Genomic DNA, 18,736 nt, shown 5'->3' on the forward strand with positions numbered 1-18,736 from the left:
CGCCAAAATCATCTTGTTACCAGAGATTATACCATAGAAAGCAAGTGAAAAACGGGAAAGTCATAACAATTGTGGAATTTCGGGTTCAAAAATTTAAGGTCGATTTCAAAACGTGAAATTCGATTACAAAGCGGGAAGCTCGGAATGCAATTGACCTTAAAAAAATAAAATCGGGGGTATTTTGAACTGAATTCGGAGAAAATACGACAATTTATTACCAAAAATTACATGTAGAGCGCTAAATATTACATGAACGGTTTTTTTAATGTTTTTTGTATTATAATGTAACTAACAAAAATAAGGCAGAGGTATGGATGTTTAAAATATTTACCAGAACTTTGTCAGGAGGGGTGAGATGAAGAATTTAAAAAGGATTTTTCTGTTTATCGGGGTCATCATGCTGCTGTTTCCGGCAAGACTTGTCACTGGGGCAGCAGAAGAAAACCATGAGTATCATGTAAGGAATGGTGAGGTGGTATTCCTTTTGGATACCAGTGGTTCTATGAACTCCAATGATAAAAGCCGCCTTGCTATTGATGCAATACGACAGGCAGGCTGCAGTCTTCCATCAAATTATAAGACTGGATTTGTAGCCTATAATACAGGAATTCAGACGGTTATTCCCTTAAGTGCAGGGGCGGATCCGATGGGTGCACAGCTTTCCTCTATTATATACAAGGGCTATACTAATGCAGGGGAAGGACTGAATCAGGCAGTAGGGCTCTTCTCCACAGAGGAGAACGTAGAGCGTAGTATTGTCATGGTAACTGACGGAGAGATCGATATGCCGGGCCAACAGGCAAAGGAATCTTCACGCACCTTATATTCAGAAACCATTAAGAAGGCAAAGGAAGCGGGAATAAAAATTTATATCGTTGCTGTGGGCAGTGAATTAAATGATCCTCAGATGCATATTTTCGACGGCGCGGAAATGACTGACGGTGCCATCTACTGGCAGGGGCAGTCAGGAAATCTGGTACAGATTATGAACCGTATTCTGTATGATCGAATGAATATTCCCAAAAGGTCGGTGGGAGTTACAGACGGGAATGGAGGAAGCCTTCATGTTGAAATTCCTTCTTCTGGAGCAGAGCATGTAAAAGTTGTACTTACTTCCGGGCAGGGAATTCAGAATGTGACAGCAGATTATTCTGCAGAGGAAGGTCATATTACAAGCGGTCGTAATTTTGCAGTGATAGAGATGACCAGACCAGCATCTGAAGCTGTGGATGTCCGTTTTCAGACACCGGAACTAACCGGAGTGGAAGCATATATGATCGTGGAATATACAGCCAGGCCAGTGGTCAATATCAATTACCGAAGAGAGGAAGTTTCACCTGCTGCAGAAGGAGAGAAAAGTAAATCAAAAACCCCTCCGGTCTACAATCACTACGCAGACTTGAAAATATCCCTTAAGGATACTGGAGGTAAAAACGAAAACCTCTGGAATACGCCATATTATGAAGGGCAGTCGGTGCCTTTTTGCGTGAATGGTGTTTGGGAATCAGGTACTGTAAGCGGAGGTGTCATACCTTATTCACTTTCTATAGATGGGCTTGATGAGTTATCTGTTGAGATTGATCCCAGCATCTTTTCTGAACGGTATATCATTGAACAGCCGGTGATGGAAAAACTGATTCCACCGCCTGATCCCATACCAGAGCCTGAACCGGATTACCGCCCGCTGTGGGCAATTTTGGGAGCGCTTGCGCTGGTTGTAATTTTAATCCTGCTCTGGTGGTATAAGAAAAAGAATGCGGCAGTGATCTATGTGTCGCAGTCTCCCTCTTCAAAGGAACCAGTTAAGATGAAGACCAAGGCCTGCACTTACTCCGGAAAGTTCAGTATTTACGTGGTGAGAACTGCAGATGGACGTGATGTACCGCCTCAGACCTATCATCTGTTTGGAAGAAACAGCGGCCGTATGACACTTGGGCAGATTCTCACTTCCTGTAAAATAAAGCTGGGCAGAATAGGAGAAGAGGACATCATTATTTATCCCGGACCGGATCATTCGGTGATTATTATGGACCAGTCGGAGCGGTGTACTGTACTGAGGGGAATGGAAATTTTAAAAAAGGGCATGGGATATCCAGTATTTTATAACGAAAAAATCACGATTACCTTTGAAGATGAATCCACAGAGATGGAAATTCATTATAAAAACTTAAAGCCAAGTGAGAGGAAATCATAGCAACATCCTTTCAGATAGATAACAAAGGAGGAATAAGCAATATGGGAAATGTAATAAAGCAGACTAACCGGACTATGTTAATGGAGGTTATTAATCCGGAAAAACTGGATTTGCTAACCCTTGTTGGAGATGTCAGGGGAGTGGAAAGTCTGTCTGACGACAAGATTAAGGAAATTAACGATCATTTAATGGTCCGCAGTTTCGATGAACTTTTGGAAAAGTTTGCACCTACAGTTTATTGTTACTACAATGCGAATAATCAGAGGGTTGTTTATCAGCTGGATAAACCAGAGCAGGTTCCGGATGAGATGCTGACGGAAATACCACTAAACCGTCAGAATGAATTCATGGGAATGCTTATGTCCATGGTGGAGACAAAGCGTTCTGAGGGAACGATTAATGTTGATTTTAAATTTGAGAAGCTTACAGATATGATTTCACCCAAGAAAGTCATGGATGCAATCAAGCAGAACCGAAAAGAACTGCAATATACATATGGGGAATACGCAAAGCTGGATGAAGAGGATCCTAAGAAGAGAGATTTAGGCGACAAGTTAAATGTTATGTTTGAGGAGGCAAGCGCTAATTATAACAACGTCATGGCGCTCCTCCCCCTGGCAATTGAAGATATCAAAACCAGACTCCTGTTAGGAGACGGAGGAGATAAAAAGGACAATACCCCTCTTGCCTTAGGTGTTTTAAGCATGGGAGACCAGGGAGAACTTCGTGTTTTAGAGGCGCCCAAAGTTGAAACAACAGCTTTGACAACAATTGACGACAATGTAAATACCGGGCTGATTGAAGCGTTAAAGGATGATTACCAGGCATTAAATGAGGAGAGCAATGACTATGTTGGTGCACTTGTTGCGAGAACCTTCTGTCCCCTGTCCTCAACCATGGAGAGCAGTATTGACATAGCAACAGAGGTTTCCAACTATAATTCCTATTTGGAATTCTATAAGGAATCAAAGGACGCTTTTATCAAAACTGTAAAACCCCTCATTGAAAGACTTCTTGGAATCTGGTGCTATTTTGAACAGTATCCCAAAAAGTTGAAAGGAATGCGTCCTTCCATGCTGGTGACCAACGTATCCAATGAGATGCTGGCAAAGAGCAGTAATATTCCAAGGCTGATTACATATTTAACAACAGTTAATGCAAAGAATGACTTCACCAATACGGTCTGGTACGCAGTAGTACCGAATGTATCCCTGGATCAGAACAGTAAAATGAAGCTGACCAGAGAGCGGTTTAAGGGAAATTCCAAGGCAGAGAAGAATGATACCAACAGTGTGGAATCATTAATCCGTCTGCTGGATGTTTTCAAAGATTACAAGGTTCAGTGCTTCTTCTCCTATGAAGCAGATGACAGCACCACCTTTAATGCTTTGGCAACGGAAGGTATTACCAGATACGAGGACCGCTGTGCGGCACTTATGGGAAAAGAATTCAGTGAATTTGCCATTCCCTGCCTGCCGAACTATACGATCATTCCTAAGGACAAATCCGGGGTTGTTTTAGACAGCCGGATGGTAGTAGGTGAAAACCAGACAGCAGAGCTTTCCAAAGAAAAAGAAGATATCATGAAGCTTTGGATTGATGGCGTCTATGTAGGCGCTGCCTATGTAGCTGCAGGAGTTGTGTCTGCCTGTCAGTGTCCGGAATACTTAAAGTCAAAATTCGGTCCTGGAGTCAGATTAGATATGGAACTGCCTGGAGTGAGATTTGATATTGAGGCAGATGACCATTCCCTGATCGCATGCACCACTATGGCAAAGGAAATAACCGGATTTACTAATTCCATTAAGAATGATATTAACCGGAAAAATTTTGGATTCATTTTCAGTTCAGAAAATGCTTCTTATAAAGGAAATAACATAACAAAAATTATGGTTTATAAAGCAAGGAACTTAATGTCTGATGGTTCCATGTTTGAGCCTATCTATAAAACACAGGTAACTACCTATATCGAGAGGGTTATGCGGCACGGAACAGGAGACTTTAAAGAAGATTCCATTGTCCAGTTCTTTTCCAATAATCCAAACAGCCAGAAGAGCCAGTGGCTGTCCAGAAGAGAATATCTTAACGGAGTTCTCGGAGCAGGAGATGACATCAGCTGCAGCATTAATGAAGAAACCGGCTACTGTACGCTGGATATTACCTTTAACGGCAATGTGAAGAACTTAGAGGTAGAGATTAACCGATTATCGGCGAATAAGGCATAAATGCCTTTGAAGCATATATTTTTCTAAAGAAAAGGAGGAAGTAAGCATGGGATTTCGTATGAAAATCACCGGAGGACCAGAGGATATCGTTTTTGACGAGCGGAGTATTTCAAAAGTAGATTTTGACTCCATTTCCTCAGCGGACTCTAATGCAAGAGCAACAGATTTTGGCCTGACAGTTAAAGTATGGGGAAAGATGCTGTACAAGCTGGGAGGAGAAGGAAATGATCCGACTTTAGGACTTGCCCAGTGGTCCCAGGTACCATCTGAGAAGGCAGACTGCTACCGCAGTGCAGAGATCACAGTTGTATCTGCTAGCCAGGTAGTACGCCAGTTCACCCTTCCAAATGCATTTGTTATGGAGTACAGCGAGGAAGTTGATGATGAGAGCGGCGTAGGAACCTTCTACATTCACATGAAACAGAAGAAGGATGAGAACGCAGTTACCAAGATTGAAGGCGGCTTCGGCGGCGAATAACGGAGGAATGAAAGGAGGATTTAAGACATGTCATACAGAGTAACAGTAGAAGGAATGGAAAGCTTTGAGATTGCAAAAGAATGTGTGCGCAGCGTAAAATTTACCACAGATATTCCGCTGGATTCCAACGCAAGAACCAAGGATGTGGGAAGCACCCTGGTTATCACCGGAAGGATCTTAACCGCAGTTGACGGAGATCCCTTTGACAGTACCAGAAAGCTGGCTTTATGGTCAAGCGTTCCGGCAGAAAAAGCAGATTGCTACCGCAAGGTAACCATCGAGCATGTAGCAGCTGGAATCATGGAAAGAAAGTATTATTTCCCCAATTCCTTTGTCATTGATTATAAGGAAGAATTCGGAGATGTGGAAGGAACAGGAACATTCACATTAACGATTAAGCAGAAAAAAGATAAGTTAGGCCTCATTACAGTGGAAGGTGGCTATCCGGCCGCATAAGCAGGAGCGCAGGGTGTGTCCGGAGAAATCCGGGCGCGCCCTTTTTCCAGATAAAGAGGTAAGTTAGAAATTAAAGAAAACACCCCCCGGTGAGCGTTGCCTGTGCCGGGAGACAAGGCGGAGCAGATGAAGGATTTATACAGTGTGCTGGGAGTCTCCCAGTCTGCGTCAGAGGATGAGATAAAGAAAGCATATAGAAAACTGTCTAAAAAATATCATCCGGATGCAAATCCGGGAAATAAAGAAGCAGAGGAACGGTTTATAGAAGTTTCGGAGGCTTATGCCACCCTGGAAGATCAGGAAAAACGAAAAGCTTATGATAAAACCCTTGAAAAAAATGTTCAAGGAGAAAAAGCAGAGAAAACAAACAAAGCTTCCAGGGGAAATACCGGATCTCCAGCTGATATTAATTTCTCCAATATGGAAGAACAGTTTGCACAATTCTTCGGATTTAATCCCCAAAATGGGAAGGTTGATGAAGATAAGATGAATCCAAATAAGAAAAAAAGAACAAATCCACTGGATGCGACGGATATGTTTGAGAAATATATGGGTATCAGGAAATAGAAGGGGAGGAACATAAGAATGAAAAAGCGGGGAATTGATTTAATTATTGCCGCTGTCTGTATTACAGTCCTTGGAATTGTTTTTTTCTATCCGGATCAGGTTCGGGGAAGAGAAACTATTATGGCAGCAGCAATCGTTTTGCTGATTCTATTTCTGGTTCTGGCTGTAAGAAACACAGAAGAAAGCAAGCAGGCAGTGGGACACTTAAGGCTTGGCCTGCCGACAGAATCAGAATTGATTACGGAAATTGTGCTTCTCAGTGAAGAAGATACGGAGTTGATGGCATGGGACCTGTACGGAAAGATGGCTATGGTTATTGGCCGTGATGTGAGAGAAAATCAGGTGGACATTGATCTGGGGAAGAGTTCTTACGCCAGTATGGTAGACATTGAACATGCAGTATTAAATTATTCTACTGGAAACTGGTATGTGGAAGATCTTGGAAGCACTAATGGAATCAGCGTAAGAAAGGCGGAAGACGGGAGAGTTTATAAGCTTTCTGCAGATACTCCCTGCCGGATTGAAAAAGGGGACTATCTGTATGTAGGGTTAAACAGACTCCTTTTAAGGTAACAGTGGGCGATCCAATTTACGGTTCGGCTGGTTTTTTTATTTAAAATAATACAATATGAAAAAAAGGAGCTTAAAAACATGAGCGGAAATCTGATTCGGTGCCAGAACGGGCATTTATTTTCATCAAGAAGATACGGGACGGTATGTCCCTACTGTAACATTGAAACAGCCACAAAGGAGAAAAAAGAGGCTGGCGGAAAGAATGAGGAAGAATTAGAAGAACTTTTATTTGCTCAGGAAACATCTCCCGTATGCGGCTGGCTTGTTTGTATTTCCGGGCCAAGGCAGGGAAAGGATTATAAGATAAAATCCGGCAAGAATTTCGTTGGACGGGCAGATGACATGGATATCCAGGTGCTGGGAGATAACAAGATATCCCGGCGTAATCATGGTGTCATTGTCTTTGATCCGAAAAAAAAGGAGACGGTGTTGCTTCCAGGTGACAGCAATGGTCTTGTATATCATAACGATGCAGCGGTTTATACCCCGACAGTACTAAGCGCTTATGACGTAATTGAGATGGGAGAGAGCAAGTTTGCATTCCAGCCCTTCTGCGGAGAAAATTTCATGTGGGAAGATAAGGAAGGCACTCCGGAATCAAAGCAGTAGGGCTGCAGGCGAAAAAGATTCCTGAATATTTAAATAACAGAATGGAGGGGAATCATGACAATTCCCGAATCAATTCTTCTTTTTCTGGGGCTTGCAGGAGCGGTACTCGTTATCTTGCGCATCAGACTGGAAGTTATTAATTTCCGGAGCAGATCCGGAAGAAGGCGTTTAAGCTGTGAAAGCGGAGCTTCCAAAACCATTGGTGACCGGGAGGTGCAGGAAGATGAATACGGAATTACCGAAACAACGGAAGGATCCATGGCGGTTCTTGCAGACGGTATGGGAAAACATTTTGGCGGTAAAATTGCCGCACGGACATCTGTTCAGGTATTTTTGGATATGTTTGAGGATAAAAATGCTTTCTATAATCCCCAGTATTCCTTTCGTAAGGCATTTCATGGAGCCAACCGCGAAATATTAAATCAATTAGAGGAAAACCAGGGCTGCGCTTCTGTGGCAGCAGTTATGATAAAGGATCGCAAGCTCTATTATGCGGCTGTTGGCAACGTAAAAGCAGCGGTTTACAGGAACCGGGAGCTGGTACCGGTTACATCGGGACATACAATTAATGTTCTGGCAAAGCAGAAATACGAGGAAGGTAAGCTCACGAGGCAGGAGGCGGTCAGCCTTCTGGATCATCACAGGCTGTATAACTATGTGGGGCAGGATGGATTTCGGGATGTGGAATTTTTTGATACGCCCATTACCCTTTACGGCGGTGAATATGTGCTTCTCATGACAGATGGTCTCTATGAAACAGCCAGATGGAAAGATATCGAAGATTGTCTGGAGCAGGGAGGAAGCTGTCAGGAAAAAGCTTATAAAATAATTGAACTGGTTAATAAAAGTCAGGGAGAAGATAAGGATAATGCAGCGGTGGTAGTGTTGCAGATACGCTGACGGAGAAAGGACCAGAAGGAGACTATGGGATGAGAAAACAAAACAGTACATTCAAGACGGCATTTATATCAGAAGCGGGTTCTGAATTAAAAAATAATGATTATTTCGCTTTTGTGGAGCTGGAACAGTATGCCTGTTATGTGATAGCGGATGGATTGAATGACCTGCCCGATGCCGAGAGTGCCAGGCTGGCAACACAGAGCATTATCCTGGCTTTCCAGGCGCACCCGTCTATGACAAAGCGAGCAGTACTATCCTACCTGGAAGAAGCAAATCAGGCGCTCTTTACGGCAGATTGCCGGGAGCGTCTAAAAGCTTCTGTTACGGTAATTGTTACCGACTATGCAAAGGTACGTTATGGTCATGTGGGCAACACCAGACTGCGCCTTTATCGGGATGGTTCTGTGCTTGAATCGACCCAGGATATGTCTCTGGGTACAGAGCTGGTAAAGGAGAAGAAGCTTACGGAGGATGTTCTCTCCCGTCATGAAGAACGAAATAATTTATATTCCTATTTAGGAATTGGAAAAGGTTTAAAATCATTTGTATCAAAGAAGAAAAAGTTGATTAACGGAGATATCCTGGCATTCTATACAAGAGGAATTTGGGAAAATTTAGACAGCGGTGAATTAGATGACGTATTCTCTGAGGCAAAAGGGGATCCGCAGGAGTGCCTGAACAATGTAGAGGATCTTTTGTTGTCCAGACAGCCGGAAAATCTGGACAACTATACATTCGCTGCCATTTTTATAGACAAGGTCTTTTTAGATCCTGATAAAAAAAACCGTACAAAAAAGATTATTACTATCGCAATTATATCCATTGTTATTATTTTAGTGATCAGTCTGGTATTATGGCTGTTTCATTATATGAAGCAGAAGTATAAAGAAGATATGGAACGAAGGTACACGAATACCATCGAATACATACAGGATAATAATTTTGTAAAAGCAGAAGAAGAGTGTAAAGAGGCAGTGAAATTGGCAGAAAAGCTTCGGGATAAGAAGCAGGTTCGGGAATTTACTGATTATCAGAAGCTGATTGAAGCAATCAACACTGCGGAAGACGCTTACAGTGGTGAGAAATACGAGGATGCTCAGGCAGCCTATGTAAAGGCAAAAGAGCGTTCCAGGTATGCAGACAGGATAGCAGATGAGTACATAGACAAACAGTTGGGAAGAATTACGGATTATCTCTCGGTATTTGACTATATTCAATTAGGAGATACTCTGGTCTCACAGGGAGATTATAAAAGAGCAGAAGAAAAGTATTTACAGGCAAAGAGTCTGGCTACACGATCCTATTTCGAAAAAGGGCGTAAGGAAGCCATGGATGCGCTGGAAGCTATGTACACTAAACGGGATAAGGCAGAGGAAGCAGATACAAAACAGGCAAAGGATAAAGCATCGGATGAAACCGGAGCTGCCCAGCTTGCTGCAGAGGGTGATAAGGCATTTGCCGACGGAGATTACCAGGGTGCAAAAGCTTACTATGCTATGGCATTGGAGAAATATCAGCAGTTGAAAGACGATGTTCATGGTGAATTAATACAGGTGAAGATCGCTTCCAGTGACAGCAAGGCAGAAGAAAATGAACAGAAAAAGGCCCAGGCGCAGGAATATGTGGATGCTGGCAGGGAGGAAGAAACTGCCGGAAACCGTTTGGAGGCTAAGAAACAGTACCTGTTTGCGAAGAGTATTTATAAAGAACTGAAACTGGATGACAAAGTGGAGGAAGTTGATGGGCTGATTGAGATTCTGGAGACGGCAATGGATCAGGATAAAGCGGAAAAAGAGAGCCGGGAAGCAGCGCTTAAAGAGGAGAAAAATCAGAAAACGCAGTCAGAAGGGGAGAATACAGAAAAAGAGAAGAAGGCTGATAAGGAAACTAAGGCTGTTGGGCCGGGAGAATAAAATAAATGTAAAATAGAATTATTAAGCAAGGAGGAGCACATGGAAGATTGGAGGGATAACAATTTATCCGCCATCTTGGAATATCCCTTTGATTTTGAAAGGTACATAGAGGAACGGCTAAGGGAAATCAGTGATTTAGATGAGCGGCAATATGCAAAAAAAATACTCGCGGAGGGGTTGGGAAAACTTATTCGCTGTACAGAGGACAAGTACCTTCAACTGGAAAAGCGAATATATGAAGAACTGGAAATCGGAGCGAATCAGTATGAAACGGTTATGACTATCGTAAATCGGAATCATTATGATCCGACAAACAATACTCTGTACCCAGTTGACGAAACAGACTTAAAAAAAGAGAAACTGGCAGAATGTCTTTCCAATGAGCATCGTGTCTGGATCGGGAGTATTTTTTTAGAGATAAATGAACAGGGACGAAGAAGATTTGAAGGTTCTGAAAGCTTTAACGGCATTTTGAAGGTTGATGCAGGAAACAAAGAAGCCAGGTTTTATATACAGCCCGCAAAGCGCTACCGGGATATTATGGAACGGTTATATCAGGTATTTCAGGATAATCATATCCCCTGGGAAACCATCAATACAGCTTATTTGGACAAGTTTTATGATGTTTTTATCTGCGTAGAAGGTTTGGAAAAAGAAAAAATTCCGGTTTTTCCCGAAAATATAGAGATTGCCTTTGGAGAGTTTAGAGAGTTTATCTGTTATGATCAGATTCCTCTCTGGAATATGGAATGGGTAAAGTTTGACAGCGCAGACTTCATGGTCCCCAGCATCAATGGAATCTATTATGAGCATGAATTCACGCTGGAGGACAAAGAGGAAGGAGACGGATACTTAATTGAATCTAGTGAGGATATTCTGGAAATACGGCATGAAAAAAATAAGATTGTGATTAAGTCTCAAAAGGAAACCTTTGAAAACTGGAAAGCTCTTCATATTATACAAAAAGAAACAATACGCTCTCTGGATTACAGAGAACCCTTGGTATCGAATCATAAAAATGATTCCTTTATCCGTCGGTATGCGGAAAACAGCCGGGCTCAGCTGATGACTAAGACAGATCTGTTCCGAAGGATCATGGAATTAGATATCCGTGATTATATTGAAGTTGTGGGTTATGAAATCTGCTCAAATGTAAAGGATTATCCGACGATGGAGGGTATGAACTGGTTTGTGCGGGATGAATTGTTTCCCATGGAAAGCCGAAAGGTATTGCTCTTAAAATTCAGGGAAAAGGAACCTGGCCATTATCTAAATGACAGCATGGTCCGGTTTGTAATCTCCCAGATTCAGTTAGAAATCAGCGAATACCGCTGCGAGGGAGTGATGGTATGAATTATGCATGGGAAGCCGCGCTTGCTGCAGATCGGGCAGGTATAAGGCGGGAAGAAGTCCGGTATGTACCAGTGAGTAACGGAAGTCCGTATACAGAGGTAACGCTTGAGACAATTAACAGCAAGAGTCTGGAAGAAAAAAGGGTGGAAATAAACCCTCTGTACCGATTCTCAAGAGAATTTTCAGAAATGTTTGATATCAATCTGTCAGGTTTTGAAACGGCAAGAAACATCTTTTTTGATGCTGCCATGCAATACTTGGTAGAACTGGATTTGCGCCAGGGACTTTCCAAACAGGAATATGCCCTGCGCTTTCTGCTAAGGGATTTGTTAGAGGGGGTATGTGGAAGCCAGGCAGCCCGGGTGGCTGAGCAGTTTGAAAAGGAAAAGCTTCGGCAGCTGCTGAGACTGATTTTAAAATTATATCAGTGCGGGAGCTCTATCTATCTGTTTAGGGAAGTTATGCGGTACATGTATCCAGATTCCATGGTTTATGCCAATAACGAAGCCGCACGGCAGGTGCTGGTGTATGTAGGGCTGAAGGAAACGGAGGCAGAACGGGAACGGCTGGAATTCCTGCAGGATATGTTTCTTCCGGTCAATTATCAGGTATTTCTATTCTGGGAGCATCATTTTGGTATTATTGATGTGGAGGAGACAATGGAGTTTGATCAGGTTGTGTTGTTTTAAAAACAGACTATTGTTTAAGGTGTGGAGGAAGCGATGAAATATTTTATTCTTGAACCGGATAAAGAATTTTGTGATGGACCCTTAATAGAAAACTGGAAAGAAACATTTTCACCATCCTTAGTATGTAAAGAGCATTTTTATAGAGTTCCAGAAAGAAATATTATTTCGATTTCAACAACTAAAGATACTATATTTCCAGCAATTTTTATTTCGCCATATTTATTGATGTCAGAAATGGTCAAATCTGTAATTGATATGTATGGAGACGAAATTATGGCAAAGGATGTGGTGATGGTGGATTCTGCCAGAGGAAAAATAGAACGTTATTTTTTAATAGTTCTGCCAGAGGTGTCAGGAGAAATGGAAACTTTGGAGCGAAGGAGAAGTGCTGTAATAAGGGGAAATTCTGGAATCCCCTTAAAATATAGAAATATTTTTATAATGAAATTGAAAGAACAAAAAAAAATAGTTATTAATCTTGATTTTGCAGAAAGTATTTTAAGACGTAACGCCCAGGGAATCTCCCTGGATGAAATTGAACTGAAGGAGGTATAATGAAACATGGGAGAGAAAAGGATAGCAATAAAGCCATTTGAAATGATTTCTATCTTGGATTATATAGGAATCCAGGAAGTTAATCAGCACGGGTATGTGAAGGTCAGAGGGGTGATTCGGGCAGAGAAAAAGGACGAATACATCAAACGCGCAAGTGAGGAGACCTGGGTACAGGTTTTGACCTATAACGACAAAGATGAGGAGAACACTCTATTTTACGGAGTGGTTACGGAACTTAATATCCAGTCTCAAGGAGAAGGCTGCGTTATGGAGCTGGAGCTGTTTACCGGTACAAAGCTGATGGATTATAAAAAGCATCTTAGAAGCTTCCAGAGGGAAGGCTATACATATAAGGAACTAGCTGAAATCTGCAATGAGAACTATCCCCACGCTGGTGTGATTGTTACAGAAGGAAAAGGCGTCTCTTTGCATGGGTTTACACTGCAATACGAAGAGACAGACTGGGAATTTTTAAAACGCAGTGCAAGTCAATTAAATACGGTAATGGTTCCCTCGTGCAAGGTAAAGGGAGCAAAATATTTTTTGGGGCTTCCGGAGAAAAAAGTAAATATTGAATTCAGCAAAGAAGATTATACAGTTCGGAGGAATTCCGGTGACTATGACCGTGAAAGAGACGGAAGCGGCAGCTTGAAGGATGTCAGCTATCTTGTAGAGAGCAGAGATTATTGTGAACTGGGAAGTCAGGTGTCATTTTGCGGGATGAGCTTGTATATATTCAGTATCGAGACTATGTGGAAGGGAAGTGAACTGTATCATAGATATGATCTAAGGACCAGAAATGGTATGAAAGTATCCAGATCCTATAATGAGGAGATGATTGGTCTGTCACTAATGGGAACGGTAGAAAAAGTGAAGGATGAACGGGTGAAGCTTTCTATCCATGGAGATGAAAATCAACAGAGCGGGCATCGGTGGTTTGCATTTTCGACCGTTTATTCTTCACCAGATGGCGCAGGCTGGTATTGCATGCCCGAGCCAGGAGACAGGGTACGCTTATATTTACCAGTTTCTGATGAAGCAGATGCATATGCAGTCAGTGGATATCATGAAAATCAGGGAAATGGCATAAGAACAGAGCCGGATAATAAGATTTGGAGAAATAAAGAAGGCAAAGAGATCCGTATGACACCAGAGCAGATTCTTATTACTAATAACAACGGACTATCGGTAGAACTCTCTGACCAGAAGGGAATTCGTATTGTCAGTGATTCTTCTGTTTTAATTCACGCTTCTGATAACATCAATATAAGCAGTTCCAATGCTAGTGTAGAATTGTCGGCTTCTAATAGTATTGTGCTGAAGCAGGGAGAAACCATAATGAGAATGGCCGATGGAATCTCTTTTGAAGGCGGAAAAATCAATTTACAATAGGGAGGCTGGAAGATGAATATAAGAATCAATGATAAGATTTCCATAGAGACGGATATTCCATTTCAATTTATCCAGGAGCTTGCAATGATATGGGAGATCAATGATCATGCAAGAGTCCGTTTGTCAGGAATAGTAAAAAGAAAAGAAGGTGACAGTCAGACTCTTTCTGAGGATTATCTTCATGGAACGGTTCGTTTCATTCTGACTGGGAACAAGGAAAATGAGGCTGATGAGACCTTATTTTGTGGTCAGATTGAACAGATTGATTTAAAGTATACCCATGGAGTGCTACGCGCCTTGGTAACGGCAGTCTCTGCATCCATAAAACTGGATAAGAAGAAGCTTTGCTGCACGTTTCAAGATACGTCTAAGACATATGCAGAAACAGCAAAGACTGTAAGTGCTATGGAAGACGGAAGTGTAATTTGCAATACAGGAGATAAAAAGCTGGAGAAACCTGTTATCTGCTATGAGGAAACGGCATGGGAATTTGAAAAAAGACTTGCCAGTCTGCAAAATAGCTATATCATTCCGGATATCGTAACAGGTCGTCCAAATCTTTGGTTTGGAATGCGCAAGGGGGAAGAAATAAAAGAGAGTAGTTCTACTGCTGAGGTAAAGATCAGGAAAAGCTATGTGGATGGAGAAAAGGGACGGGCAGTAATAATTCATTGTCTGGAAAGCAGGGTATCCTATTTGCTGGGAGACTGGCTGGTGCTGAATGGAAGGAAATGTGTTGTATATAAAAAGGAATTCATGCTTGAACATGGGGATATTAAATTCGTATATTGGCTTGCGAACGAGAAAGATCTTGAGACAGAACCCTGTTATAATGAACAGTTTACTGGATTAAGTTTATCAGGAACAGTGGAAAAAACCCACAACGAAACTGTGCAGGTACAATTTGATATGGATGGAAAAGATGGAAAATATTTTTATCCATGGAGACCGGATTCAGGAAATGCATTATATGCCATGCCTGAGAAGGGAAGCAAGGCTGAGGTCTATTTTATGAATCATGATGAGAGGCAGGGAATTGTAATCCGGTGTATGCATAATTTGAAGAATAAGGACAAGGAGCCTGGAGACAAGTATTTTGAAACTTCAGATGCATCAATTGGTTTATCAGGCGGCAGTATAGAAATGGTAAAATCAGAAGCTTCAATGAAGCTGCGTGATAAATCATCAATAGGATTTGATGGAGAGAATCTGACTATTGAAGGAGATGGAAAAATAAAAATGACTGCCAGACATATAAGGCTGTCTGCTTCAACGGAGATTAAATCTGTAACGGGAATGTAATTAGTGAAAAAATGATTACGATATTAAAGTAGGAGAAGAAGTGCAATGGAATACGAAGATGAACAGCTTGCAGCATTAAAAAAACAGGTGAGAATTAATCAGGAGGTCAGCATAAAGGAACAGGGAGTTTACATTGGAGAAGAGTATATAAATTTCCAACCGGTAAATATACTGGATAAAATTAGTATTTACCTTCCGGAAACCTTTATAGATATGCCTGAGGAAATAAAGAAAATGAAATACCCATCTGATAATAGACCGGAAGTTATTAAGACCAGTTTAAATACCAATGTTAATTTTGCGTTTAACTGGCTGGATAAAAAAAACTATATTAATCAGGAAGAGGACTTGGTTCTCCAACTCAAATCAGTACTTTTGAGAACGAATCCGGCTTTTATTTTTTATGAGGAGGGTGAGCAGAAAACGTCCGGGGGAAATACAGTCAGGACGTTTGATTTTAAAAGTTATGGGATTGATGAGCAGATGTACAATATGATGTGCATTATTACGTTTCACGGAGGTACACTTCATGGGGTTTTTAATTGCCTGGATAGAGATTCAGATAATTGGAAGAAGATTTCGGAACAGGTATTTCAATCTGCTACGGTACTGGAGTAGAGGGGAGCATTCGACTAGAGAGAGATGATTAAAAGAAAGGGGGTTTATGAATGGGAGAAGTAAAAGAAAGTAAAGTGAGTATTGTTTCGACAAAGGCACCTCAAGATTCTTATGTGGTTCGTGGGGCGAAGATTCAATGTGATTGTGGGTCAAAGCTGAGTGTACTAAATTTACCAATTGATCATGGAAGCTATGTTGGAGGTCAGCCTTTAATTACGGTGAGAGATAGTAGAAACATGAATATTGGAACATTTGGAATTTGTAGTAAAACACAAAAGCCATGCAAACCAGCAGTTCATAGATGGTTGAATGGGAATGTACGGAAGAAAATTTTTGATATCAATACAATGAATATGGAAGCGACCGTACTGGAACAGAGCAGTTATGGAGTGTGTTCCTGTAATTCGGGTTTTGTGACATTTGCCAGTAGCGGGCAGTTACCGATAAAGAAATATGGGTGGAAGACATTTAAAGACAGAACTGTTTTTGAAAGTAAACGCAGACCTGAAACTCTAATTGGAAGGTATCCTGATTTGGGAAGTAATGATGTGGATAAGGAAACTTTGCTTGGGGGGCATGGTATGGAAGAAGATGAAAATGTGGATCCTGATTATTTTAAATCTCATCCTTACTTTAAATACCAGGAAAAAGAAGATGAGGATACATTATTTAAAGAATTCCAAACAATGGTCAATGATTTTTCATGGGCAGATTCTGGGATGAAAAATGTGATGAAGAAGATGGTAGATCATTTCCGTTATAACAATGGTGCAGATTTTTATGATGATGTTTTGACTGCACGGGTTAAAAATCACGAGCAGACTTTAATGTATAAAGGACAGATAGAAAAAATATTGAAATATGAGCTGCGTAAGGCAAAAGGTAATTTAGATAAATTATCAATAGCTGAGATCAATGAGTATCTTCAGAAAAAAGCAAACTATCCGGACTACGGGTTTGAAAATGTGTTTACCGGACTCTTTATAGCCATTCATGCTATGTGGGGGAATAATGTAATCTTAAAGTCTTATAAAGTGAAGGGGGATTATCATTATAAAGGAATCTTGAGATTTGAATTCTTTGACCATTTTGGATTGGGCGGTGAAGATATGTCAAATACCAGAAGATATGCCGGTATTCTGATTCCTGATTTAGCAGGGATGAGGGCATGGTTCACTCTTCAGCATTATACGAAGTTCGAAGGAAGATTTAAGCCATTTGTCAATTATGAAATCGTAGAGTATGAGTTTGAAGGATATTTGGATGATGAACAGTATGATTACATTGAGGAGGAATTAAATACAATAAGAGAAGAGAAAAGAAAACAGGGGGGAAGAAATAATAAATGAGCATAATAAATAGGATAAAGTTAATAAAACCTGTTGGGATACTTCTAATTATTTGTCTTACGTTTATCTTTTGGATTATATGGGGAACAGGATATTTTTTACCAGTTACACAAATAGCTGAAGTGTCAGTGGAATGGAAAGGAAATCAGTATCATCCAACTGATATTAATGAGGAAGAAGAGCATATTAAATACGCTTATCGCATTGACAAATCTGTTGCACGTAGTGAAAGATATGATATTTTATATTTATTAAAGGGTGATAAGAATAAAGAATATAACGTTTTGGTGACGGCTGATCCAGAAGGGGAACGACAGCTTTGGATAAAAAACGGATATGAAATTCCTCTTGATGGGGAGATAACTGGGGGGATTTTGAGGAATGGTTTTATAGATAAACAGATAATGAATACTATTGTAGAGTTATCTAAATATCCAGATATTATTGTTTCTAAAGAAGTATTTATCAGTAGAAAATATAGTTATCCTATTTTCCTTTGCTTTAATGATTGTCCTGTCTCTGGAAAATACTTTGGAAAGATATGTGAGGTAGGCGATAATCTGATTATTTACACAGAATCAACTGAATCCATTTCTTCAGGGGAAGATAAAGTTTCTTTAACATTTATTAAAGATAAAAAAATAAAGAAGAAGTTGAGTAAGATTATAAATAAAAAATATGATTAGAGTGTCAAAGATATCATTCAAAAAAACTTTTTTAAGCTATTTATAAATTGTGAAATAGTGGAGTGAAAATTGGAGGTATTTGGATGAAAGATAATATGATTGTGTTGAAGAAGAGTTAAGAGAGATTAGAACGGAGATTATAAAAGATGAGACAAAATGAAAAAAAATAAGCATCTATTAAGAGTGTGTCTGATTATTTTAGCATTCTGTTTACTAGCGATTATATGGGTCAAATATGAATTTGGATATTTTTTGCCAACTACCCATATAGCAATAGCGGCAGTGGAGTGGGCAGGAAGTTCATATACATTGATGGATGAAGATAAACAGTCTGAATTCATATTTGTTACGGGAAAGTGGCTCGCAAGGGATGATAATAGTGTAGCATATTTTTTACATTCGTTAAAAGGCGATGTAAAAAAAGAATATAGTGTAGTAGCAGTATCCGATAGTGACAATAGAGACCAATTATTCATAAAAAACGGCTATGAAATTCCATTGGAGGGCAAAATCACAGGAGGTGTTATGACTTTTGAGTCCACTTCTTATGGAGGCGATTTCTTAAATGAAAAAGCTATAAACTCAATTGTAAAAACATCAAAGAATCCAGATTTACAGATTTCCCCGCAAGAAATTAAGGACGATGAATTTAAGTTTTATCGTATCTATCTTTACTATGATAATTGTCCTGTGTCAGGGAGTTTCTGGGGGCGAGTGGGAAAATCGACGGATAATATTATTATTGTACCTCAAAGGACCGATGAGGCTTTTGTTCCAGTTGGAATGAAGGAAATAAAAAGTGATAGCAAGGTTTTTGTAATTAATGACAAGAAATTAAAGAAAGAATTAAATAAATATATTGATCGATTGCATGGAA

Annotated in this window: 18 protein-coding genes; all 18 read left to right on the top strand. The window is 40.5% G+C overall.

Annotated elements, in window-relative coordinates:
- Nucleotides 1-355: 355 nt before the first annotated feature.
- A complete protein-coding gene (locus tag DS742_RS13375) occupies nt 356-2,194 on the top strand; it encodes a vWA domain-containing protein (RefSeq protein WP_117417488.1) in 1,839 nt (612 codons plus the stop codon).
- Between the two features lie 41 nt (nt 2,195-2,235).
- Nucleotides 2,236-4,419: a transcriptional regulator gene (locus tag DS742_RS13380; protein WP_117417489.1), complete on the top strand. Its 2,184-nt coding sequence runs from the start codon at nt 2,236-2,238 to the stop codon at nt 4,417-4,419.
- A gap of 46 nt (nt 4,420-4,465) precedes the next feature.
- Nucleotides 4,466-4,897 (top strand): hypothetical protein, encoded by a 432-nt coding sequence (locus tag DS742_RS13385; RefSeq protein ID WP_117417490.1) that lies wholly within the window; start codon nt 4,466-4,468, stop codon nt 4,895-4,897.
- 27 nt (nt 4,898-4,924) lie between these two features.
- Entirely contained in the window at nt 4,925-5,353 is a 429-nt protein-coding gene (locus DS742_RS13390) for a membrane-associated protease 1 (protein WP_117417491.1), read from the top strand.
- A gap of 126 nt (nt 5,354-5,479) precedes the next feature.
- Complete coding sequence (locus tag DS742_RS29775) at nt 5,480-5,920, top strand: DnaJ domain-containing protein (RefSeq protein WP_117417492.1); 441 nt, start codon at nt 5,480-5,482, stop codon at nt 5,918-5,920.
- 18 nt (nt 5,921-5,938) lie between these two features.
- Complete coding sequence (locus DS742_RS13400; protein WP_117417493.1) at nt 5,939-6,493, top strand: FHA domain-containing protein; 555 nt, start codon at nt 5,939-5,941, stop codon at nt 6,491-6,493.
- 78 nt (nt 6,494-6,571) lie between these two features.
- Nucleotides 6,572-7,102 carry an FHA domain-containing protein gene (locus tag DS742_RS13405; RefSeq protein ID WP_117417494.1) on the top strand — a complete coding sequence of 177 codons (531 nt, stop codon included), beginning with the start codon at nt 6,572-6,574 and terminating at the stop codon, nt 7,100-7,102.
- 54 nt (nt 7,103-7,156) lie between these two features.
- Complete coding sequence (locus tag DS742_RS13410) at nt 7,157-8,002, top strand: PP2C family protein-serine/threonine phosphatase (protein ID WP_205692757.1); 846 nt, start codon at nt 7,157-7,159, stop codon at nt 8,000-8,002.
- 29 nt (nt 8,003-8,031) lie between these two features.
- Nucleotides 8,032-9,915 (top strand): PP2C family protein-serine/threonine phosphatase, encoded by a 1,884-nt coding sequence (locus tag DS742_RS13415; protein ID WP_117417496.1) that lies wholly within the window; start codon nt 8,032-8,034, stop codon nt 9,913-9,915.
- 39 nt (nt 9,916-9,954) lie between these two features.
- Nucleotides 9,955-11,268, top strand: coding sequence for a hypothetical protein (locus tag DS742_RS13420; RefSeq protein ID WP_117417497.1), 1,314 nt, complete (start codon nt 9,955-9,957; stop codon nt 11,266-11,268).
- Nucleotides 11,265-11,957 carry an iron-dependent peroxidase gene (locus DS742_RS13425; protein WP_117417498.1) on the top strand — a complete coding sequence of 231 codons (693 nt, stop codon included), beginning with the start codon at nt 11,265-11,267 and terminating at the stop codon, nt 11,955-11,957. The genes DS742_RS13420 and DS742_RS13425 overlap by 4 nt, the downstream gene beginning before the upstream one ends.
- Before the next feature lie 33 nt (nt 11,958-11,990).
- Nucleotides 11,991-12,512 (top strand): hypothetical protein, encoded by a 522-nt coding sequence (locus DS742_RS13430; RefSeq protein ID WP_117417499.1) that lies wholly within the window; start codon nt 11,991-11,993, stop codon nt 12,510-12,512.
- Between the two features lie 6 nt (nt 12,513-12,518).
- A complete protein-coding gene (locus DS742_RS13435) occupies nt 12,519-13,904 on the top strand; it encodes a hypothetical protein (RefSeq protein ID WP_117417500.1) in 1,386 nt (461 codons plus the stop codon).
- Between the two features lie 12 nt (nt 13,905-13,916).
- Complete coding sequence (locus tag DS742_RS13440) at nt 13,917-15,206, top strand: hypothetical protein (RefSeq protein WP_117417501.1); 1,290 nt, start codon at nt 13,917-13,919, stop codon at nt 15,204-15,206.
- A gap of 45 nt (nt 15,207-15,251) precedes the next feature.
- Nucleotides 15,252-15,824, top strand: coding sequence for a hypothetical protein (locus tag DS742_RS13445; protein WP_117417502.1), 573 nt, complete (start codon nt 15,252-15,254; stop codon nt 15,822-15,824).
- A gap of 50 nt (nt 15,825-15,874) precedes the next feature.
- Complete coding sequence (locus DS742_RS13450; protein ID WP_117417503.1) at nt 15,875-17,173, top strand: DUF3289 family protein; 1,299 nt, start codon at nt 15,875-15,877, stop codon at nt 17,171-17,173.
- Nucleotides 17,170-17,859 carry a hypothetical protein gene (locus DS742_RS13455; protein WP_117417504.1) on the top strand — a complete coding sequence of 230 codons (690 nt, stop codon included), beginning with the start codon at nt 17,170-17,172 and terminating at the stop codon, nt 17,857-17,859. The genes DS742_RS13450 and DS742_RS13455 overlap by 4 nt, the downstream gene beginning before the upstream one ends.
- A 156-nt stretch (nt 17,860-18,015) precedes the next feature.
- Nucleotides 18,016-18,736 (top strand): hypothetical protein (locus DS742_RS13460; protein ID WP_117417505.1); only part of this gene is annotated, 721 nt, incomplete at its 3' end.

It is taken from the genome of Lacrimispora amygdalina (assembly GCF_003432035.1).
GTDB classification, from domain to species: domain Bacteria; phylum Bacillota; class Clostridia; order Lachnospirales; family Lachnospiraceae; genus Lacrimispora; species Lacrimispora amygdalina.

Excerpts from the sequence above, each read along its gene's own strand:
- DS742_RS13375 (WP_117417488.1), top strand. The coding sequence starts at position 356 with ATGAAGAATTTAAAAAGGATTTTTCTGTTTATCGGGGTCATCATGCTG.
- DS742_RS13380 (WP_117417489.1), top strand. The coding sequence starts at position 2,236 with ATGGGAAATGTAATAAAGCAGACTAACCGGACTATGTTAATGGAGGTT.
- DS742_RS13385 (WP_117417490.1), top strand. The coding sequence starts at position 4,466 with ATGGGATTTCGTATGAAAATCACCGGAGGACCAGAGGATATCGTTTTT.
- DS742_RS13390 (WP_117417491.1), top strand. The coding sequence starts at position 4,925 with ATGTCATACAGAGTAACAGTAGAAGGAATGGAAAGCTTTGAGATTGCA.
- DS742_RS29775 (WP_117417492.1), top strand. The coding sequence starts at position 5,480 with ATGAAGGATTTATACAGTGTGCTGGGAGTCTCCCAGTCTGCGTCAGAG.
- DS742_RS13400 (WP_117417493.1), top strand. The coding sequence starts at position 5,939 with ATGAAAAAGCGGGGAATTGATTTAATTATTGCCGCTGTCTGTATTACA.
- DS742_RS13405 (WP_117417494.1), top strand. The coding sequence starts at position 6,572 with ATGAGCGGAAATCTGATTCGGTGCCAGAACGGGCATTTATTTTCATCA.
- DS742_RS13410 (WP_205692757.1), top strand. The coding sequence starts at position 7,157 with ATGACAATTCCCGAATCAATTCTTCTTTTTCTGGGGCTTGCAGGAGCG.
- DS742_RS13415 (WP_117417496.1), top strand. The coding sequence starts at position 8,032 with ATGAGAAAACAAAACAGTACATTCAAGACGGCATTTATATCAGAAGCG.
- DS742_RS13420 (WP_117417497.1), top strand. The coding sequence starts at position 9,955 with ATGGAAGATTGGAGGGATAACAATTTATCCGCCATCTTGGAATATCCC.
- DS742_RS13425 (WP_117417498.1), top strand. The coding sequence starts at position 11,265 with ATGAATTATGCATGGGAAGCCGCGCTTGCTGCAGATCGGGCAGGTATA.
- DS742_RS13430 (WP_117417499.1), top strand. The coding sequence starts at position 11,991 with ATGAAATATTTTATTCTTGAACCGGATAAAGAATTTTGTGATGGACCC.
- DS742_RS13435 (WP_117417500.1), top strand. The coding sequence starts at position 12,519 with ATGGGAGAGAAAAGGATAGCAATAAAGCCATTTGAAATGATTTCTATC.
- DS742_RS13440 (WP_117417501.1), top strand. The coding sequence starts at position 13,917 with ATGAATATAAGAATCAATGATAAGATTTCCATAGAGACGGATATTCCA.
- DS742_RS13445 (WP_117417502.1), top strand. The coding sequence starts at position 15,252 with ATGGAATACGAAGATGAACAGCTTGCAGCATTAAAAAAACAGGTGAGA.
- DS742_RS13450 (WP_117417503.1), top strand. The coding sequence starts at position 15,875 with ATGGGAGAAGTAAAAGAAAGTAAAGTGAGTATTGTTTCGACAAAGGCA.
- DS742_RS13455 (WP_117417504.1), top strand. The coding sequence starts at position 17,170 with ATGAGCATAATAAATAGGATAAAGTTAATAAAACCTGTTGGGATACTT.